We start from the raw sequence: 19,781 nt of genomic DNA on the forward strand, positions 1-19,781 counted from the left end.
AATAAATGTATATACCGAATCAACTTAAAGATGCAGGCTTGAGAACCTGAAAATGATCATTAATTCGAGATGTCAAAGAGCCTGCGATCTCTGGAAGAGTCACAGAAAAAAATTGGTCTATTGCCGCCTTGAAGTCCCGTTTTCTTTTGAAGTAAACGTTGTTCCTCGACTTCTCATTCATTACTTTCCATAGCCGCTCTATTGGGTTGAGGTTTGGACTGTAAGGTGGAAGATAATGCAGTTTAATATTCAGGACAAACGCCGCATCTTTGACTAAGTCACTGCGGTGATATCCCGCACCATCTAATATGATATGAAGCTTATGGGCTAACGAATAACTCTCTCTTAACTTACAGAAAAAACGAACAATCGATTCACTGTTAATGCTCTCATAGTCGTGAACAATGGTTGCACCAATATCCGACAGGTTCAGTGCGCCAATAATGTTCAATCGGCTACGATTACCCGTTGTTTCAATCACTTTATCCTGACCAGTACGTATCCAGCCATGCGATATCTTTGTTGATAGTGTTGGGTGAACTGCATCGATAAAGACTATCGATTCATCCTCGCCACAGCTTGCCTTTAGCGCTTCATACGCCTCTATGAATGCTTGCTGTTTTGCTTCATCAAACTTGTGTGGTATGCCTTTCGGTTGCTTGTAGCTAAAACCATTATGGTGAAGCCATTTGTTCATACCAGAAACAGTATAATCAAGCCCAAACGTCTCTTTAACATAGGCGACAATTTGATGAGTATGAGAATAGGTTTTCTCAGTCAAATGCTCGATTAGGTGCATGGTTTGAATAGCAGAAAGCTTGCTTTGGCTTCCTCCATTCTCAGGCTTAAGTTTTTCAGAAAGTACGTAGTCACTGAGGTGACGTGCAACGGTCGATTCATGAATACGAAGAGCTTGTGAAATCATAGTCTGACTCCAGCCTTCAGAAGCCAGCAAAACAGCCTTAATACGGTCGCAAACTCGACTATCACGCTCAATGTCGTGCATCTGTTCGAGTTGCAGTTTCTGTTGAGGAGTCAGTGTGATTTTCATGGTTTGTAGCATGATCCTGATTCTATTGAAAATCAAGCATCTTCAATGATCACGGGTATAGTTAGGGATTAATCATTCAGCCAGTAAACAATCCATTTTTAAGCGAAAAATTACAAATTTCGCCCGAGAACTAAAAGCGCAAGTTGTTGGCACTCTTGTTCATTTCCTTGGAAAAGCTCATCGACGATTTGGTTCAGCTTGATGCCAGACAGTTTGCGCTTTTGTGCCTCACGAACACGTAGTGCTATTTGACATTCAATTGGTAGCTCACTTACTTGATGTGGTTGCCACGCTGATAGCTTTTCGCTGAAGTTGTTTAACGATAATTTGGGTTTAAAATGCGTGGCTTCACTTTTTAGTACATGAAGAAGGTGCGAATAGATTTCATCGTTAGGTTGACATTGACTCAGGTGATCACAAGCGGCTTGGCTCAGTTCAGATAAGGTGACGTAACCCGCTTGATGGGAAAAATCGGCGGTTAAACGTACTGAAAAATCGACACGCTGCCACTGCGTATTAGGAAAAATAGTCAGCGAGCATAAACAGTCAAAAGGGATCCAAAAACTCTGCTTTGCTTCAACTGAATATTCATGTTTGCCAAGTTTACACAGTACTAATCCGCTCATTACTCGAATCAAACTGTGTTTGATGACTTTCTTGCGAGGGGTGACAACTAAGTTAGCAGACAGTAAGGCTTCAAATTGAATCGCGTAGTTCATGGTACTTCTCACTGATTTTGGGGCGCTAAGAGTACCTTGTCTCACAGAAAATGCCAAATATGCGAACTAAAATCACCTTATTCTGGTCTGACCTTAGTGAATCTGTTACGACTGTAGCTGCGAGCTACGTCAACTATGCGTAGAATGAGCCAGCTTTTTATTTGATGTATGAATATATGACCACCACAACTGATCCTTATGTAGATATCCGTCCTTACAACGACGATGAGATTCCAGCGGCTATTGACCGTTTAATTAATGATGAAGAATTTATCTCAGCTATTTTGCAACATCGTTTTGACAAACGATCTGCTTGGCTAAAATCGATACTGAGCCCTTTTGTAAAAGCATACTTAAAGTTTAAATGGGCCAAACTCACGTCCGTGGAAGCAATCCAACTTGAAGTGAAGAAATACCTCACGAAAACACTAGAATCAACGACACAAGGTGTCACCTTCAGTGGTCTCGATAAATTGGATAAACAGACGGCTTATTTATTTATCTCGAACCACCGTGATATCGCGATGGACCCAGCATTGGTCAACTATGGTCTGTATATGTCTGGGCATAAAACTGTACGTATTGCGATTGGTGATAACTTATTGAAAAAGCCTTGTGCTACAGAGCTGATGCGTCTTAATAAGAGCTTTATTGTGAAACGCTCGGCTAAAGGCCCGCGCGAGATGATGAAAGCGCTCAGTACCTTATCTGCTTACATTAAACACTCACTTGAAACTGGAAATTCTATCTGGATAGCGCAAAAAGAGGGACGAGCAAAAGATGGTAACGATTTTACCGATCCGGCCATTTTGAAAATGTTCCATGTGGAAGGGCGCAAGCAGAAAATAGAGTTTGCTCAGTATATTCAATCGCTCAAAATTGTCCCGGTCGCGATTTCATATGAAAACGATCCGTGTGATATGGCCAAAGCGTGTGAGTTATATGAAAAAGCGACGCATGGGCGTTATGAAAAAGGGGAATTTGAAGATATTGAAAGCATTGTCCAAGGTATTGTCGGTGAGAAAGGCCGAGTGCATGTTGGCTTTGGTGAAGTGATTACTCAAGCATTTGAAACGCCAGAAGCATTGGCGCAAGAGATCGATCGCCAAATTCACGCAAACTACAAATTATTCCCGATCAATAAGTTAGCGGCTGGGATAGAAAGTAGTGATATCACGCCAGATATCCGCGCTCACTTAGAAAGCAAGCTGACTCAGATCCCTGAAGGGGCACAGCGCTATTTACTCGATAGCTACGCCAACCCAGTAAAGAATCAGCAATAATCATTAAACGATGAAGAGAGGGGCTCACGGCTTCTTCTCTTCTCTTTTTCTAGCCTATCTTGCGACCGCGCCGCCAAGGGTCAGTTTGCTTGGCCATTTACTGATGACATTACCTCCCAAATAAATATTGCCATTGACGGTCATCGTGTCAGGAAATTCGGTGATTTTGGAACCGCCAATAAACAAACTCCCTTCCACAACCAAACCTTCGGGCAATTGGGTTAATGGCGTTCGAATTACGCTCAAATCCCCCTTGACTAAGAGATTCGCAGGCAGCGTTTCAAGCGGTGTATCCGTGAAATTCAGGTAACCACCGACCTTGATTCTCATTGGCCACGATTTGATTTTACTACCCAGTAAGTTCGCATAACCACGAATGGTGGTACCTTTTGGAATATTCTCTAGCAAGCTATTAGATGCTTCTAAACTACCCTGCACATTCAAGCCCTTAGGCAGGGATTTTATCGATGTCTTAGCAATATTTAGGTTGCCTTTGAGCGTGAGATTTTCGGGTAGTGTTGTGTAGGGTTTATTACGCAAATAGAGATTGCCATAATTATCAAGGTGGTTAAGGATTTGATATTGATCGAGCGGCTGTGACCATGCACAAGAGGCATAGAGAAGGTTGCATAATGTTAGTAAAAGCGAAAACTTATTCATAAAGCCTGCAGATGAAGACACGATACCTAGAGTATCGGCAGATTACGGTTAAGCTTCAATAATGCATTGCCTAGGATGAGAAAGCAAAGTGCTTGGGCGATAAAAAAGCGAGCCATGATTAGGCCCGCTAAGAGCAATTAGATTAACGAGCCAAAGAGCGCGACTTCAGTTCAAAAATAAGTTTTTCGGCACTGACTTCAAATTTGAAACGTGCATGCAATTCAGTAGAGTTATCGTCTAACGGTGAAACTTCAAACTCAACATTATCTGAAACCTGTTTGGCAAGAGCGAGGTACTTCTCAAATTCAGCTTCTAGCTGAGCTTTGTTGGGGGCCATGACCATCACTTCGGCAACTTCATCACCTTCTTTGATAATAAAGCCAATTTCGCCAGCGCAGCCACATGCTTCGCAGACTTGGATATCAACGTCTTTTTCGATACTCATTGTGAATCCTCTTAGTAAATGTATGGACATTCTAACGGGCAAATCGTTTATCAGCCACAAAAAGCCAATCAGGTTTGGGGTAAATCGCGTCTTATTTTGGTTGTTCGAAAGTTTTTAGCCATCGTTATGAATTAATGAGTGTGATACTGCTCAAATAATCACTAGTTTTTGTGTCATAAATTTGTCAGAACAGTGTTCAGTTCGTTGCGAATTGTTGATGATTGTAAGATTATTCGGTTGAAACAATTATTAATATTATAAATTGCGCTTCATCCATTAGTGGTGATGACTAATAAACTGGAAATTTAAGTTTTATTAGTGATAGCTAAAGGAGTGACAGTAACAAGCCAATAGATAACGCTTTTAACAAGATAATTCTGGTTTGAATTTACTGTTTTAAGGGATGGTTTTTTAGACAGAAAATGCCATACCACGAGGGGTGATTCGCGAAACGGCACTATCATCGCAATTGAGTTAGATGGATTAATAAAAAAGAGAAGAGTCTGGACCATGCCAAAGCGTAGTAAAGAAGATACTGAAATCACCATTCAGAGAATAATGGATGCTGTTGTCGATCAGCTATTGAGACTGGGTTACGACAAAATGTCGTATACCACGTTGAGTCAGCAAACAGGGGTTTCACGAACGGGGATTAGCCACCATTTTCCAAAGAAAACCGATTTTACGGCCGCTTTAGATGGGCGGATTTTTAAGCTGTTTGTTGAGCATTTAGATTTTGAAAATGACCTTTCAAGTTTTTCAAATAGCTGGATAAATGCGCTAGAAAATGCACAATTTTTGGCTATTTTGCGTTTATTATTTCATCATGTTGTGACGACTGAAAATGCGGATGAATTTGCAGCAAATGGTGTCGATCGGTTATACAAAACGGTGGCTGTACAGTTTGGCAAAGAGAGCGCAAGGGAGCTTGAGTGGCTGATTGGTAAATCACTGATTAAAATGAGTCAATAATTTGGCACTTTGTGCAAGCTTGTATTGTCGACTTTAACACTAAAGCCAACTGAGAAGTTGGCTTTAGTGCTTTTTATAGAGAGATTGTGTCGATCAATCGTACAACGTTGGGATCGGTTGACGTTTATGCTGAGTTGCTGTGTAAATCGCGATAAGACGGTCAATCACGTGCTGGGAAACAGGCTTCCCTTCTAAAAAATCATCGATTTGGTCATAACTTAAGTTTAACGCATCTTCATCTGCTTTTTGTGGTGCGAGCTCTTCTAAATCCGCGGTGGGTGTTTTTTGAACCAATTGCTGTGGTGCGCCTAATTGAGCCGCTACCGCGCGCACTTGACGTTTACTCAAGCCAAAAAGTGGTGCTAAATCACACGCGCCATCACCAAATTTAGTATAAAAACCGGTGATGTTTTCTGCGGAATGATCCGTGCCGAGTACTAACGCACCAACAAAACCTGCAATTTCGTACTGTGCAACCATGCGAGCGCGCGCCTTTACATTTCCTTTCACGAAATCAATTTTGGCACTGTCAGTTGGAGTTAAGCTTGTGCCTTGTAGCGCATCAAGAGAGGCTGAGTGCAGGCCATCTACACCCGCTTTAATGTTGACCGAAATTGAGTGAGTAGGTTGAATGAAGGAGAGAGCAAGCTGCGCTTCATCCTCATCTTTTTGTTCGCCATAGGGTAAACGAACGGCGATAAACTGATAGTCGTTAACAGCGTATTCTTGGTTGAGTTGTGTCACGGCGAGCTGGGCTAGACGGCCGCACGTTGTTGAGTCGACGCCACCACTGATGCCAAGCACTAAAGACTTACAACCAGATTCAATCAATTTGCGTTTAATAAACTCAACGCGCCGTTCAATTTCATAAACAGGGTCAATGGATGAGAGAACACGCATCTCATCACGGATCATTTGTTCCATTAGGGTTCCTTTTCCTGCAAGCAATATAAATCTTTGGTGTATCATACCGAAATCATCAGATTAGAAAACCGAGAAAATGGTTTTCAGACTTGAATAGGATTGCTATGACCAAAATTGCCGTCTTTGGGAGTGCTTTTAACCCTCCGAGCTTAGGACATAAAAGTGTGATTGAATCGCTAAGCCATTTCGATTTAATTCTGTTGGTACCGAGCATTTCACACGCTTGGGGTAAGCAGATGCTCAGTTATGAGATCCGTTGTGAACTTATTGATGCTTTTATTCATGATTTGCAGTCAGATAAGATACAACGCTCAATAGTCGAAGAGGAACTGCAACAGCCCGGGCAGAGCGTCACAACTCACGCTGTTTTGTCATTACTGCAAAAACAATCACCTGATGCTGACATTACTTTTGTAATGGGCCCGGATAATCTGTTCAATTTTGCGAAATTCTATAAAGCTCAAGATATCTTGCAACGCTGGTCAGTCATGGCCTGTCCTGAAAAAGTCGCGATTCGTAGTACTGATATTCGTCAGCGGTTAGCTGAAAATTTAGATATTGCCGATTTAACGACTATCTCTGTTAGGAAAATCTTGCAGCAAAGAAAACTTTACTAGACAATCCACGCCCTTTTCGTGGTCGGAGCTGTTTGCATTCATGAAGTTAAATGTGGCTGTTTGTGCGTTAATCATGTTTTCGTCGCTGACGGAAGCTTGCGATCTCTATTCCGGTTCATTATTAACGCCAGAGTTAGAATTAACACTAGGTGCAGATAGTAGCCCAACAATGTTACCAGCATCGGGCGTCTGCTTTTCTATATTAGATAGTATGGGCTACGCATCGAAACAACTGCTGGCTTTAGGTTTATTTGAAGAATCTCCAGCCGACTCTTCTTACTGGGCCGATTGGTTTTTAAAAGCCGATTCGGATCCCCTGTTTACTCAGAAATTGGCCACAAGCTACATTGGCTTTGGAGTCTGGATACCCTCTGAATTGCTTGACGAGCAAAGTGATATGTCAACCGAAGAGTGGTTAATGAGTCACGGCTTACAGCTAAGTATCGGTTTTGGCGAGAAAAAAGCGGGTGAGCCGCGCATGCGTTTTGACTATCGTTGGCATGAAGATTTCGACAGTGTTGTCATGATGCAAATTGAAGTTCCCTTCTAACGTTTTCCCTCAGTAAACACACTCCCTCAGAAAACAAAAAAGCCAACCGCAATATTCGCGATTGGCCTATGTAAATTGTGAACAAAGAGTATTCACTAACAACGTCAGTTGGCTAGGTGACCCTCGGCTTAAGAAGGGTCGATATAGTTATTGCAGCATACGTGCCAAGTTTTATAGCGCTTAGTTGCTATTGTTTCCTTGTTTTTTCAAACTTCCCCAAGAAAATTTTTGCAGGCTGCAAATGCAAACTGCAAAAACGACTCAGATTGCTAATGCCGCTAGGTTCAATCACATTCACTCTGCTATCTCACTTTTATTTAGTTACACATCTAACTAATTGATGGTTTTTTGGTTAAATATTCAATCTTATTTATTTATTTTAAATCAGTGAGTTATATGTATTGTTGTTGTTTTTTTGAATTTTTGGGTTGAATTTTTCATTTGTACTGTTAGTTTATATAGAGGTTTTTAATTAGAGCTCTAACTATTCATGTGGCAGACAATGATTACAGCAGCACCTTGGGTTGCATACCCGGAAATTATGCAAACAAAGACAGAACAATGGACGTTTCGTACCCCTAATCAAGCCGACGGGCAGCGTGTACATGATTTGATTGGGCTATGCCCTCCCTTAGATGAAAACTCCTCATACTGTAATTTCCTACAAGCGATTCACTTTCAAGAGACCTGCATCTTAGCGGAAAGAAATGGCGAAACCGTGGGGTTTATTTCGGCCTATTTAAAGCCTGACAATTCTGATGAATTGTTTATTTGGCAAGTGGCCGTGCATCCAAATGCTCGTGGGCTAGGGCTTGCCTCACATTTGTTACATGAATTGCTCGCTCGTGACGTTATGGCTGATGTTCGTGTATTGGAAACGACTATCACGAAAAACAATCAAGGTTCATGGAGCCTCTTTAAGAAGTTTGATCGAGCACATGGCGAGCAAGGAGAGGTATCGACCTTTCTCGATCAAACTCGTCACTTTGAAGGTGAACATGATACCGAGTATTTGTACCGCATTCCGCTCAAACCTCGTTCTAACTTAACAGGATAACTATCATCGTTATGGACATTTTTAAAAAGAAAGAATCAAACGTGCAATCTTATGCCAATCACTTTCCCGTGGTTTTCTCTACGGCAAAAGGGAGCTGGCTATTTACCGATTCTGGTGATCGCTACTTAGATTTTTTGGCTGGAGCTGGTTCGTTAAATTATGGTCACAATAACGCCCTCTTTAAGCAGGCGCTATTGGAGTACATTGATAAAGACGGCATTACTCACGGCTTGGATATGCACTCCTCTGCCAAGGCTGAGTTCCTCGCGGTATTTGAAAGTCTCATTCTTGAACCAAGAAACCTCGACTACAAAGTGCAGTTTACTGGTCCAACTGGGACTAATGCTGTAGAGGCGGCAATGAAGCTGGCCAGAAAAGCCACGGGTAGAAGTAATATTGTGGCTTTCACTAACGGCTTTCATGGTTGCTCTTATGGCGCACTTGCCGCAACTGGAAATCAACATCATCGAGGCGGCGCTGGGCTTAGCTTAGGTTGCGTGACGCGGCTCCCTTATGATGGCTATGCCAATGTTGATGGCCTGTCGCTATTTGAAAATATGCTGAATGACAACTCATCGGGTTTAGACAAACCGGCTGCGGTATTATTGGAGGTTGTTCAAGGCGAAGGTGGCTTAAATTGCGCGTCCAACGAGTGGTTGCAACGCTTAAGTCGTCTCTGTAAGAAAAACGACATTTTGCTTATCGTTGACGATATTCAAGCTGGTTGTGGACGTACGGGAACCTTTTTCAGTTTTGAGCCATCAGCAATAAAACCAGATATAGTGACGCTATCGAAATCGCTCAGTGGTTATGGGTTACCTATGGCGATTGTGTTGCTGAAACCTGAGTTAGATGTGTGGAAACCGGGAGAGCACAACGGAACCTTTCGCGGTAATAATCACGCCTTTGTAACCGCTACAAAAGCGCTGGAAACCTATTGGTCAAATGATGATTTTACCACTCATATCGCACATCGAGCCAAGCAAGTGACGCATGTCATTCAAACCACACTGCGTCGTTTCCCCACACTGTTTAACCGCCACAAAGGGCGTGGACTAATGCAAGGCATTGAATGTAGCAGTGGTGAGATCGCCCATAAAATTGCTCGTCGTTGTTTTCAACTAGGGATGGTGATTGAAACCGCAGGCCCAAATGACGAAGTGATTAAGTTTTTCTGTCCACTCACTATCACGGAAACCGAACTCGACCAAGGTTTAGATATTTTTGCACAAGCGGTAGAAGAGCTAGCCTCTCAGTTAATAAAAAAAGCATCTTAGGAATAAAAAATGATTGTTAGAACATTAGAAGAGTGTCGCCAAAGTGAGCGCCGGGTTGTTGCTCAAACTTGGGAAAGCGTTCGTATGCTGCTGAAAGATGACAATATGGGTTTTTCATTCCATGTTACGACCATTTTTAAAGGCGGCGAGACCCATATTCACTATCAAAACCATTTGGAATCAGTGTATTGCATGTCAGGTGAAGGGGAAGTCGAAGTGGTAGGAGGGGAAACTTACCCGATAAAGCCCGGCACTTTGTACATCCTTGATCAACATGATGAACACTATTTAAGAGCTTATTCTGGTGCAGATATGGTTATGGCATGTGTTTTTAACCCGCCACTGACAGGAACTGAAACGCATGATGAAAAAGGTGTTTACCCAATCATTGAGTAATCACTCGCGACGATTCACTGCATTCAATTTAAAAGAAAAGGAGATCCCATGTCTTACACCGTAGAAAAAATCGGTGGAACATCAATGAGCGCTTTTGATGCTGTGCTCGACAATATTTTACTAAGGCCTCATCACCCTTATGATCGAGTGTTTGTGGTATCAGCGTATGCAACTATTACCGATGCCCTACTGGAATGCAAACGCACTGGCAAGCCCGGTATTTACCAGATGATCGCGAAACATGATACGCAATGGCAAGAAGCCATGTACCAACTTGAGCAACGTATGTTGCTGATTAATGAGCATTTGTTCGCCGATCCTATGAGTCGTATTCGCGCGGATAAATTTATTCGTTCGCGGATCTCAGAAGCAGTCAACTGCATTAATAATATTCTAGAAACGTGTCAATACGGGCAGTTTTCATTGCGTCAGTATTTGCCTCAGGTGCGAGAATTTTTATCTTCAATAGGTGAGGCTCATAGTGCCTATAACACCAGTTTGAAGCTAAAAACTCTTGGGATTAATGCATGCTTCATTGATCTCTCCGGATGGAATAATGGGCAAGCAGGAAGCTTAGATGAGGTGATTTTGGCTGCCTTCGAAGACATTGATGTAGCAACGCAATTGCCAATCGTGACTGGCTACGCCTACTGTAATGAAGGATTAATGAAAACCTATGATCGTGGCTATAGTGAAATGACCTTTAGCCGCATTGCCGCATTAACCAACGCAACGCAAGCGATCATCCATAAAGAGTATCACTTAAGCTCCGCAGACCCGAGAATTGTAGGCGCGGATAAGGTTAGCCCGATGGGATTGACGAACTTTGACGTAGCAGACCAACTGGCTAATTTAGGTATGGAAGCGATTCATCCGAATGCGGCAGCTGGGCTGCGTCAGCAGGGGATTGAGCTCAGAATCAAAAATACGTTCGAACCAGAGCATAAAGGTACTCTCATTTCCAATGTTCATAAGCCTCAGAACAATAAGGTAGAGATTATTGCGGGCAAGGACAAAGTGTTCGCCTTGCATATTTTTGACCAAAGCATGGTCGGGAAAATTGATAATGCCAGTTATGAATTGATGGAAGTGATCGCCGAAGCTAAGGTACATCTCGTTGGTAAAGAGATGAATGCAAACTCGATGACGTATTACCTCAGTGGCAGCAGCGATAACTTAAACCACGTGTTGTACAAAATAGAGAAGCGCTACCCGAATGCATCCGTATCAGGAAAAATGGTCGCCCTCATTTCTGCAATCGGTGCATCAATGAACACCAACAACGTATTAACGCAAGGCATGCAAGCATTAGTTAACGCAAAAATTAGCCCTATTGCCGCTCACTCGTCGATGCGTAATGTCAATGTACAATTCGTCGTAGAAGACAACGATTACAATCGCGCGATTTGTGTTTTACATAATGTGTTGATTGCGAAACCGCTATCTACCAAAAAAGCGGCTTAGCGGTTCAGATTGAAGCATCGTTCCCCCCAATCACATAGTAATCTACGTGATTGGGGATTTATTTTCGGAGCGGCTGTTTTTTTTAAGTGGCTTAGCTCGCTTGGGTTTCAAGCGGTTTGGAAAGCTACAACATCACTAAACTTGCTGTGCCCAAGAAGGCAAAGAAGCCGACAACATCCGTTACTGTGGTTAAGATGACAGAGCCCGCTAATGCTGGGTCAAGCTTAAACTTATCAAGCGTGATCGGGATGAGTACCCCAAACAGCGCGGCGGTAATGATATTTACGACAATGGCCAGTGAAATGGTGGCGCCAATCATCGCTGACTGGAACCAGAGCCCTGCCAAGGCACCAATGATCAACGCCCATAACAAACCGTTAATGGAACCAATACCAATTTCATTTTTGAGCAACGCAAAACGGTTACCCGGTGTAATTTGGTTCAATGCCATGGCACGTACCATCAAGGTTAAGGTTTGACTTCCCGCAATACCTCCCATCGAGGCAACAATTGGCATCAACACCGCTAACGCGACAACTTGCGAGATGACCGTTTCAAACATACCTATAGTGACCGAAGCGAGGATGGCGGTCAGCAGGTTGATCCCGAGCCAAAGGCCTCGTTTTTTGGAACTTTTAATGATGGGTGCAAATAAGTCATCTCCTTCATCCATACCTGTACCGGCCATTAAGCGCGATTCGTAAATCTCTCGTTGTGTACTCAGGGCAAATTGCCAGTCTATTTCACCCACTAAGATTTCATGGTTATCAATGATGGCGACGGTCGGCAATTGGGAATGTTCTAACGCTTCTACTGCTTCAGAAAGTGATTGGTGAGCATTCAGCGTAAAGAGATCATCTTGCTTGATGTTTTTCAGTAAAGTTTTGCTTTCAGCAAGCAAAATTTCTGTATAACTCACGATACCTTGGAATTTTTTTGTTTTGTTGATCAAATAGATATGTTGTGGAGAGTCATAATGATATTTCTCCAATAGTATCTTGGCTTTGTCGACACTGATGCTGAAAGGCAAGGTATACACTTTACGGTTTGCCCAGTGGCCAACTTCAGTATCTTCATAGGCATTGGCTTGATCATACAATTCAAGCTCGTCGCGACTAATTAAGCGCAGCGCTTCACTGATGATTTCATCAGGCAGAGAATCGGCCCATTCGAGCAGAGATAAGTTATCGAGTTTGGCGAGAGTCAGTTTTAGTTCTATTTCTGACAGTGCGTTGATGATAGAAAAACGTACTTCAGCACGCATCTCTGTCAGTACATCAATGTGTAGCTCTAAGGGTAGGCTACGCCACAGACGTACCCGCTGCTCGACAGGAAAAGCTTCTAAGATGATTGCGATCGAACTTTCATCAAGCCCACTTTCCACGTACTCGCCGAGTAAGTCGATTTGTTGCTGTTCATCGGCTTTTGAAATCGTTTCAATATGCAGTGAAAGGTCTTGATATTCGTTCAACGTTTTACTCCGATAGGAAGTTGTTTCTTCTCGATTTTTTTCACGGCTTTTTCTGGAGTTTTGTTTAATACAATTACAGGGCGAACAATAAAGAGGTTGTTTGGATAGAGCACTGTATTGCCATCAACATTCTCTAATACGACATTGAGTAGGTTCATGTCGACGATTTTACCTTCAACAAAATTTGCGCCATCCACCACTCGCACCCATAAACCGATGCGACAGTGGTTTTGTACAAATAAAACCAGAAATGAGGTGACGTTGCTCAGCAAAGACCAACCTGCAAACAAACCGACGCCAAGCAACGCAAAAAGTGATGAGCCAACAACCAATAACCCACGCAGTTCCACGCCCCACATCATTAGCAGAGTCAACACTAACACCAAGAAGAGTAAGGTCTTCACCAGCCAACGTGCTCGTTTAAGCCGATGAATATCGACTTTGCCTATGACCATATTCTCAAACCATCGCACGGTGTAGCTGGCTGTTTTAGGATAAATAAGCAACGCCATGATCGTGATGATCCATTGATAATTTTTTTGAAATAAGTCTAAGTATTCCATGACGAATCAGAAAAAAGAGATTTGGTTCAAAATAACCGAAATTCAGTCAATTACAACCTCTAATCTGGCTGAGGTTGATAATTGGAATTGGGTTGAGAAAAAAGTAACCAATTTGCTTTAGTCGGTCGAATAAAAACTAGAGAGGATCATCGGGTTCTAGACTAGACAATAGCGTCGATGCTTCTATTTCTGGTGTTTTCATCATCATCGATAACCGCTGTAAAGTGGAGAGAATGAGAGTTTGTTCCCATGCGTTTAACGCCTGAAATTGTTCAATAAAGCTATCTTTTAGCAGTGTGGGTGCTTTGAGTAATAATTCATCTCCTGTTGGGGTCAACAATGCATGAACTTTACGTTTATCTTGTTGATCTCGCTCTCGAATGATCAGTGCGCGCTTTTCTAAGCGATCCAAAATGCTGGTCGCTGTAGCTTGGCTCATATTAGTATGATCGGAGAGTTGCTTTATGGTCATATCGGCCGAGTTTTGGATCGCACGCATTAACAATAGTTGGGGGCTAGTGAGGCCAAAATCTTTGTTTATTTTTTTGGAATGGAGATCTGTCGCACGAATAATTTGGCGTATAGCGACCAGTACTTCTTCATGAATATCCAATACTTTCCTCCTTGAAAATAAGCAGAGCCACCCTTTTGATATGGGTGGCTCCATACTCTCTTACTTAGCGGCTTCTTTGGCGGTTTTTATCCACGAATCGAATTCAGATTGGTGAGCTTTTATCCAACCATTGGCATGAGCTTCAATATCTTTGGCAGAGTTTTTACCTTTACTCATGATCATGTTTTGCGCACTGATATCATTAATATTCAACTTCATGATTTCAAAAAGTTTTGCTGCGGCTGGGTTTTCTAGAGCGAATTTTTTATTGGCGACAATCAGCATACTGTTCATCTCAAAGCCGAAGTTCTTTCCGTTGGGTAGGGTTGTATCGATATTTTTGCGCTCACCAGGTAGGGCAGAGAAAGGGACTTCAAGCCAAGTGACATCCTTACCTGGGACCAAAACCCCACTCACCCAATAAGGTGTCCAAGTGTAATAAAGGATGGGGTCGCCTTTCTTGTAGCGTGAAATCGTATCGGCAATGATAGCGGCATAGTTACCTTGATTGTGAGTAACGGTCGATCGTAAACCGTAGGCGGTTAAGTGCTCCTCAATCACCATCTCACAACCCCAGCCGGGTGTGCAGCCAGTTAAGTCTGCTTTACCATCGCCATTTGCATCAAACAGTTTGGCGATTTTAGGGTCTTTTAACTGAGCAATGTTGGTGATGCCGTACTTATCTGCCGTTTTTTTATCAATCAAGTAGCCTTGCGCCGCTCCTGAGATGTATTGACCTTTTCGATAGAACTTAGTGTCGCCGCCCGCCATCGAGTATTTGTTGGCGTGTAAAGGAAAGCACCCAACGGCGAGATAGGTTGCATCGCCTTCGGCAATCGAAGTATAAGCCACGTTGTAGTCGACTTCTTTGGTCGGTTTGACATGATACCCCAGCGCTTCCATCGCTTTGTTCACGATGAGAGTTTGAAATGTTTCTTCAGCCACTGTCGATTGTACGGGTTGTACACTAATACCTTTGCCAGGAAGTTTATCAGCCCAAGCGCTGATGGGTAATACCGCCGATGCGATTAAATTGGTTGAGATTAACGTCTTCCATGCGTAATTCATTTCTGTTCGTGCGACCTGAAGTCGTATGAAGCGTTGTTCACCACGACAAGAGTGAACCATCTGTATCACCAGATGACCCTAGGATCCTGAATAAAGCAGCGGATCCGACAATGTAACGAAACTCGGTTGTTAGACCGAGTGGGAACTGAATCGTGAGAGGACGTTCTTCCTGATAACCACAAATCGGGTAAGTGCTAGGGTGTCAGTATGATGAACGTAAGTGAATCCACGTAAGGCGCGTTATATGATGAAGCAGCGGAAGTGGTTAATACGCTGTGGCCAAAATGGCAATGAGAGTCGGAAAGAAGTTGGACAGTACTCTTTCGTGATCGATGTACTCTCCGCACTATAGTGGGCATCTAAGCTGATATTTTGCGCGACATACGGAACAGGGTAAGCCTGTATATCTCCCATTGGGAAAGCAGTCTGCGAAGATTGCCGATAGGTGTGCAGGTAAAGGAGGTTAGAAAAAGCAAAGGCCGCTTTGTAATGAAGTGGATACAGGTTTATATCTGGCGCGAAAGCGAGCTGACTTCTAACTGGTCTCCCGTTGCAAGATGATTTGAAGAACTTTATTTAAGGAGAAACGCAAATGGTGGCTTCATCAGAAGTTAGTGCTTCTCCTAATGGCACTCAATGGCAATCCATCGATTGGAAAGCTGTCGAGTCGCACGTGTTAAAGCTTCAAATGCGCATTGCAAAAGCAACTCGAGAGGGAAAACACAGTAAAGCGAAGGCTTTGCAGTGGATCTTAACGCACTCCAGATCAGCGAAATTACTTGCTGTGAAGCGGGTGTCCCAAAACAAAGGCAGTAACACTCCAGGAATCGATGGTGTCATTTGGAATACGGATACCCGTCGAATGACCGCAGTGGATCAATTGAATCGCAAAGGCTACCGAGCTAAACCGCTCAGACGTATCTACATCCCGAAAAAGAATGGCAAACTTAGACCCCTCGGCATTCCATGCATGATAGACCGAGCGCAACAAGCGCTTTATCTGCTTGCTTTGGAACCGATATCGGAAACGATAGCAGATCCAAATAGCTACGGTTTTCGCCCTAATCGCAGTACGGCTGACGCAATAGCACAATGCTTCAAATGCTTGTGTCTTAAGCGCTCAGGTCGCTGGGTTTTGGAGGGGGATATTAAAGCTTGCTTTGACAAGATTGGGCATGAATGGCTACTTGAACATGTTCAAATAGACAAAAGGATGCTGAAGCAGTGGTTAGGCTCTGGCTATATCGATAAGGGCTTGTTCTACCGAACGTCGGAGGGAACTCCGCAAGGAGGAATTATCTCTCCAACGCTTATGTTACTGACGCTTGCGGGCCTAGAAAAGCTCGTGAAAGAAGTCGCTAAGAAATCGGGAGAACGAGTTAACTTTATCGGTTATGCGGATGATTTTGTGATAACAGGTTCGTCAAAAGATGTGCTTGTTAACGAAGTCAAACCAAGGGTGATTGATTTTCTAAAAGAAAGAGGGTTGACACTCTCTGAAGAGAAAACACACATTACTCATATAGATGATGGCTTTGATTTTCTGGGCTTTAACCTCAGGAAGTACAAAGGCAAACTACTCATCAAACCGAGTAAGAGCAACGTTCTCTCTTTCTTGGGTAACTTGCGTGAACTCATCAAGAAGCACGCAACAATGCCAGTCAATGATCTCATTAGATTACTGAACCCTAAGCTGAAAGGTTGGGCGAACTATTATCGCCACTGCGTTGCAAAACGCACTTTCGGTTACCTCGGTCATCAAATCTTCTGGTTACTGTGGCGATGGGCGGTAAGACGCCATCCTACTAAATCAAAAGACTGGGTAAGGCGCAAATACTATATGAACAGAAGTGGTGGTTGGCAATTTCACGGTTGGCAGAAAATCGCCAATATGGACTGTCACTACAACCTAATTCAAATAGCGAAAACGCCGATCAAAAGGCATGTGAAAATTAGAAGTGCAGCAACCCCATTCGATCCGCTTTACCAAGATTACTTAGCAAAGAGGAAGCCGAAAAAGGAAAGTCGTCACTCTTGGTTTGACCCTGCCTTAACTGCTATCTAGGTTGCTGGGTAACGTAATACGCCTTAGCGGAGGCTTGAGCCGTATGCAGTGAAAGTTGCACGTACGGTTCTTAGGAGGGCGGCACTTGGTAACAAGTGTCGCCTATCCGACTCCTAGATTGTTTGCACTCTGATGAGTTAGTTTTTGCTTCAGTAAATAAAAGGGTGAGATAGGGCCGGTTTGATACCAGCGTACTTTTTGATCGCGATTTTCTGTACCGATATGCTGAGTTAGGCGATCAAGTAAGATGGCGAGAATGACAATGCCAAGTCCCCCCACGGCAGCGAGTCCCATATCAAGTCGGCCAATACCACGCAAAACCATTTGCCCCAAGCCACCGACAGCAATCATGGATGCAATCACAACCATCGACAGCGATAGCATCAGTGTTTGATTGACACCGGCCATAATGGTCGGCATGGCTAGTGGTAACTGAATACGGTAGAGCATCTGTTTTGGACTTGCGCCGAATGCATGGCCAGCTTCGATAAGCTCTTCCGGAACTTGTTGAATACCTAATATGGTTAAACGAACAATCGGTGGCAGGGCGAAAATAATGGTTACCACCACGCCAGGTACGTTGCCAATTCCGAACAGCATCACGATCGGGACTAAATACACAAATGCGGGTGTGGTTTGCATCGCATCCAAAACGGGGCGGATGAATTTTGCAGCCGTTTGATTTCTGGCCAGCCAAATCCCAAGTGGCAAGCCAATCAATAGGCAAAAGAATACCGAGGTCATGACCAAGGCGAGGGTGACCATTGCTTGTGACCACGCTCCGATTAATCCAATCGTAATCAGTGAGGCTAATGAAGCGATACCCATTTTAGGTCCAGCAAGTTGCCATGTGATCAAAAATAAAATCAACAACATCACAGGCGCTGGCGTTGAAACTAACGTGGTTTCAAATGAACTTAAAATAAAATCAACAGGTACTCTGACAGCTTGAAATAATGGCCTACCGTGTTCCACTAACCAACCCAGCCCGGTTTCAACCCAGTGATCAAAGGGGATAATTGCATCTTGAAATGGGTGCAGCCAATCGAAAGGCGCGGGAGCGTCGGTTGCGCCATTTAACCAATCACCTGCTGTAGTTGGGGATGCAGTAGTCGCTGACCAAGGATCGCTGCTGACAGGCGTTTGCGCGGTAGACGCCCATGGGTCAAGCGCCTCTGTGGATTGAATGTTGGTTTCTGTTGTCATAATTATTCCCTATCCAAAGTCTGCAATAAGCGTGATTTGGTGATCACGCCGTAATAATTTCCCTGCTGATCGACAACAGGCACGGCGTAGGGGACTTCAGCAACTTGGCTGATTAATTCACTAACAGACAGCTCCGGATCAACCGTCACAATATCAGGCAGTAGTGCCGCGCTAAGCGATGTTTGTTGCTTGAGAGCTTGTTTCAGAGAGTCGAGCGACACAATGCCAGAGTATTTATTCGTACGGTCAACTACAATTCCGTAGTCTCGGTCATGATCCATCAGTAACTGCATTGCTGCAGCCGGGCCATCATTGTCGTGTTTTTTAAAAACGGCCGCGGATTTTTTGCGGGCAATGTCTTTAGCTGAAAAAACACTGGCAACATTAACGCCACGAAAGAATGAACTGACGTAATCGTTAGCAGGATGATGCAATATTTCATCGGGCGTGCCCGTTTGTACGACGATGCCATCTTGCATAATGGCGATACGGTCACCAATTCTCATTGCTTCATCAAGGTCATGAGAAATAAAAACGATGGTTCGCTTATCATCATTTTGCAGGCGGATTAGTTCATCTTGCATTTCGGTGCGGATTAACGGGTCGAGTGCGGAAAATGCTTCGTCCATTAACAAAATGTCAGGGTCGTTGGCGAGTGCACGAGCCAAACCAACGCGTTGTTTCATCCCACCCGATAACTCATCAGGGAATGACTCACAGTAGGCGTCTAAGCCAACCCGAGCAAGCGCTTCTTTTGCACTTTTATTACGTTCATGAACCACCACTCCTGATAATTCTAATCCAAAGGCAGCGTTTTCAAGAACGGTCATATGTGGCATGAGTGCGAAGTTCTGAAATACCATTGAGATATTTTTACGTCTTACATCGCGCAGCTCTTGCTCTGAAATATGAGCAATATCCTTACCCTTCAGTAAAACACTTCCTTGGGTTGGCTCAATCAGGCGGTTCAACAATCGAACTAAAGTGGACTTGCCCGAACCGGACAAACCCATAATGACAAAAATCTCCCCTTCATTGATTGAAAGAGACACATCCTTGACCCCAACAGTGAGCCCGGTTTGCTCGAAAATTTGGTCCTTATCCAACCCTTTTTCTAACAGCGGGAAAGCCTGTTGCGGAGTCTCTCCAAATACCTTGTAGAGGTTCTTAACTTCTAACACGGGTGACATGATTTACATCCTTTGTTCTTCATGGCTATTTAATGTTTAGCCGTAAATATGTATAGTACACTAAACATTAATTTGACGGTTTTCAAGTTTTAACCCAATTGCCATTAGCTATTTTGTCATTAACTTACTGATTTTTTATATCAAAAATAAATTTAAAAAAACAAAAAATAGTTTGAGTTAAAATGGTTGT

At 43.4% G+C, this 19,781-nt stretch carries 20 protein-coding genes; 9 read left to right on the plus strand and 11 right to left on the minus strand.

Going from position 1 to position 19,781, the window contains the following annotated elements:
• Positions 1 to 19: 19 nt before the first annotated feature.
• Together N5E84_RS17945 and N5E84_RS17950 are read right to left on the minus strand one after the other, a co-directional pair.
• The gene (locus tag N5E84_RS17945; protein WP_164732806.1) at positions 20 to 1,051 is read right to left on the minus strand and encodes an IS630-like element ISVa15 family transposase; all 1,032 of its coding nucleotides are present in this window, start codon (positions 1,049 to 1,051) and stop codon (positions 20 to 22) included.
• A 110-nt stretch (positions 1,052 to 1,161) separates the two neighbouring features.
• Positions 1,162 to 1,770, minus strand: coding sequence for a hypothetical protein (locus N5E84_RS17950; RefSeq protein ID WP_017043337.1), 609 nt, complete (start codon positions 1,768 to 1,770; stop codon positions 1,162 to 1,164).
• 176 nt (positions 1,771 to 1,946) lie between these two features.
• Between N5E84_RS17950 and N5E84_RS17955 the strand changes: the two genes are divergently transcribed.
• The gene (locus N5E84_RS17955; RefSeq protein WP_026028217.1) at positions 1,947 to 3,053 is read left to right on the plus strand and encodes a 1-acyl-sn-glycerol-3-phosphate acyltransferase; all 1,107 of its coding nucleotides are present in this window, start codon (positions 1,947 to 1,949) and stop codon (positions 3,051 to 3,053) included.
• Positions 3,054 to 3,107: 54 nt separating this feature from the next.
• Here N5E84_RS17955 and N5E84_RS17960 read toward each other — a convergent pair whose 3' ends face one another.
• Both N5E84_RS17960 and N5E84_RS17965 read right to left on the minus strand, forming a co-directional pair.
• Positions 3,108 to 3,734, minus strand: a complete 627-nt coding sequence (locus tag N5E84_RS17960; protein WP_013867989.1) for a hypothetical protein — start codon at positions 3,732 to 3,734, stop codon at positions 3,108 to 3,110.
• A gap of 121 nt (positions 3,735 to 3,855) precedes the next feature.
• The gene (locus N5E84_RS17965) at positions 3,856 to 4,158 is read right to left on the minus strand and encodes a YfcZ/YiiS family protein (RefSeq protein ID WP_010318562.1); all 303 of its coding nucleotides are present in this window, start codon (positions 4,156 to 4,158) and stop codon (positions 3,856 to 3,858) included.
• Positions 4,159 to 4,668: 510 nt separating this feature from the next.
• On the opposite strand from N5E84_RS17965, the gene N5E84_RS17970 reads away from it, so the two are divergent.
• Positions 4,669 to 5,130 carry a TetR/AcrR family transcriptional regulator gene (locus N5E84_RS17970; RefSeq protein WP_013867986.1) on the plus strand — a complete coding sequence of 154 codons (462 nt, stop codon included), beginning with the start codon at positions 4,669 to 4,671 and terminating at the stop codon, positions 5,128 to 5,130.
• A 93-nt stretch (positions 5,131 to 5,223) separates the two neighbouring features.
• Here N5E84_RS17970 and nadE read toward each other — a convergent pair whose 3' ends face one another.
• A complete protein-coding gene (gene nadE, locus N5E84_RS17975; protein WP_029388415.1) occupies positions 5,224 to 6,054 on the minus strand; it encodes an ammonia-dependent NAD(+) synthetase in 831 nt (276 codons plus the stop codon).
• Positions 6,055 to 6,158: 104 nt separating this feature from the next.
• On the opposite strand from nadE, the gene N5E84_RS17980 reads away from it, so the two are divergent.
• From N5E84_RS17980 to N5E84_RS18005, 6 genes are all read left to right on the plus strand, one after another.
• A complete protein-coding gene (locus N5E84_RS17980; protein ID WP_029388414.1) occupies positions 6,159 to 6,671 on the plus strand; it encodes a nicotinate-nicotinamide nucleotide adenylyltransferase in 513 nt (170 codons plus the stop codon).
• Between the two features lie 40 nt (positions 6,672 to 6,711).
• Positions 6,712 to 7,221: a hypothetical protein gene (locus tag N5E84_RS17985; protein ID WP_017046067.1), complete on the plus strand. Its 510-nt coding sequence runs from the start codon at positions 6,712 to 6,714 to the stop codon at positions 7,219 to 7,221.
• A 490-nt stretch (positions 7,222 to 7,711) separates the two neighbouring features.
• On the plus strand, positions 7,712 to 8,278 hold the full coding sequence (gene ectA, locus N5E84_RS17990; protein ID WP_017046068.1) for a diaminobutyrate acetyltransferase: 567 nt from the start codon (positions 7,712 to 7,714) through the stop codon (positions 8,276 to 8,278).
• An 11-nt stretch (positions 8,279 to 8,289) separates the two neighbouring features.
• A complete protein-coding gene (gene ectB, locus N5E84_RS17995) occupies positions 8,290 to 9,555 on the plus strand; it encodes a diaminobutyrate--2-oxoglutarate transaminase (protein WP_019283090.1) in 1,266 nt (421 codons plus the stop codon).
• Positions 9,556 to 9,564: 9 nt separating this feature from the next.
• Positions 9,565 to 9,951: an ectoine synthase gene (locus tag N5E84_RS18000; protein ID WP_019283089.1), complete on the plus strand. Its 387-nt coding sequence runs from the start codon at positions 9,565 to 9,567 to the stop codon at positions 9,949 to 9,951.
• Between the two features lie 48 nt (positions 9,952 to 9,999).
• Positions 10,000 to 11,415 (plus strand): aspartate kinase, encoded by a 1,416-nt coding sequence (locus N5E84_RS18005; protein WP_019283088.1) that lies wholly within the window; start codon positions 10,000 to 10,002, stop codon positions 11,413 to 11,415.
• A 124-nt stretch (positions 11,416 to 11,539) separates the two neighbouring features.
• On the opposite strand, the gene N5E84_RS18010 is transcribed toward N5E84_RS18005, so the two are convergent.
• From N5E84_RS18010 to proX, 4 genes are all read right to left on the minus strand, one after another.
• A complete protein-coding gene (locus N5E84_RS18010; RefSeq protein ID WP_069212089.1) occupies positions 11,540 to 12,886 on the minus strand; it encodes a magnesium transporter in 1,347 nt (448 codons plus the stop codon).
• Positions 12,883 to 13,449, minus strand: a complete 567-nt coding sequence (locus N5E84_RS18015) for a mechanosensitive ion channel domain-containing protein (RefSeq protein ID WP_013867977.1) — start codon at positions 13,447 to 13,449, stop codon at positions 12,883 to 12,885. The genes N5E84_RS18010 and N5E84_RS18015 overlap by 4 nt, the downstream gene beginning before the upstream one ends.
• Before the next feature lie 136 nt (positions 13,450 to 13,585).
• Positions 13,586 to 14,116, minus strand: a complete 531-nt coding sequence (locus N5E84_RS18020) for a MarR family winged helix-turn-helix transcriptional regulator (RefSeq protein WP_013867975.1) — start codon at positions 14,114 to 14,116, stop codon at positions 13,586 to 13,588.
• Positions 14,117 to 14,122: 6 nt separating this feature from the next.
• Entirely contained in the window at positions 14,123 to 15,130 is a 1,008-nt protein-coding gene (proX, locus tag N5E84_RS18025; protein WP_029388413.1) for a glycine betaine/L-proline ABC transporter substrate-binding protein ProX, read from the minus strand.
• A gap of 592 nt (positions 15,131 to 15,722) precedes the next feature.
• Between proX and ltrA the strand changes: the two genes are divergently transcribed.
• Positions 15,723 to 17,195: a group II intron reverse transcriptase/maturase gene (gene ltrA / locus N5E84_RS18030; protein ID WP_019283123.1), complete on the plus strand. Its 1,473-nt coding sequence runs from the start codon at positions 15,723 to 15,725 to the stop codon at positions 17,193 to 17,195.
• 102 nt (positions 17,196 to 17,297) lie between these two features.
• Here ltrA and proW read toward each other — a convergent pair whose 3' ends face one another.
• Positions 17,298 to 18,401, minus strand: a complete 1,104-nt coding sequence (proW, locus tag N5E84_RS18035; protein ID WP_069212088.1) for a glycine betaine/L-proline ABC transporter permease ProW — start codon at positions 18,399 to 18,401, stop codon at positions 17,298 to 17,300.
• A gap of 2 nt (positions 18,402 to 18,403) precedes the next feature.
• Entirely contained in the window at positions 18,404 to 19,591 is a 1,188-nt protein-coding gene (gene proV, locus N5E84_RS18040) for a glycine betaine/L-proline ABC transporter ATP-binding protein ProV (protein ID WP_019283216.1), read from the minus strand.
• Positions 19,592 to 19,781 lie beyond the last annotated feature (190 nt).

The sequence above is a fragment of the Vibrio sp. J502 genome, assembly GCF_025397955.1.
In the GTDB taxonomy this organism is placed as follows: domain Bacteria; phylum Pseudomonadota; class Gammaproteobacteria; order Enterobacterales; family Vibrionaceae; genus Vibrio; species Vibrio anguillarum.